This window comes from Pseudomonas sp. P7758 (genome assembly GCF_013386485.1).
GTDB lineage: Bacteria > Pseudomonadota > Gammaproteobacteria > Pseudomonadales > Pseudomonadaceae > Aquipseudomonas.
This window is the reverse complement of the sequence record NZ_JACARS010000279.1, coordinates 1-342: the sequence shown is the minus strand read 5'-3', so window position 1 is coordinate 342 and position 342 is coordinate 1. Positions and strand designations below refer to the sequence as shown.

At 60.5% G+C, this 342-nt stretch carries 1 protein-coding gene; it reads left to right on the top strand.

All coding sequences use genetic code 11. The annotated features are described in order from the left end of the window. The coding region (locus tag HX873_RS31485) for a hypothetical protein (RefSeq protein ID WP_177123871.1) at positions 1-342 on the top strand (342 nt) is incomplete at both ends.

Genomic DNA, 342 nt, shown 5'->3' with positions numbered 1-342 from the left:
CGGGTGATGTGTTGCACTTACTGCCGTTGGAGGATGTCAGTTGCGGCAATACGCTAGTGCCTGAACCGCTTGGCGAGGTGCGAACACTGCGAGTGATCTACGGCCCCCACGGCGCGCCGGAATACTTCAAGCCCGAGTACATCGAGACGTTCTTTGCCACCCAGTGGGAAGTGCATTTCAACTCCAGCCGCACGGGTGTGAGGTTGATCGGGCCGAAGCCTCTGTGGGCGCGTACGGATGGCGGTGAGGCGGGGTTGCATCCGTCGAATATTCACGACAATCCGTATGCGATTGGCGCGGTGGATTTTACCGGGGACATGCCGGTGATCCTCGGCCCCGACG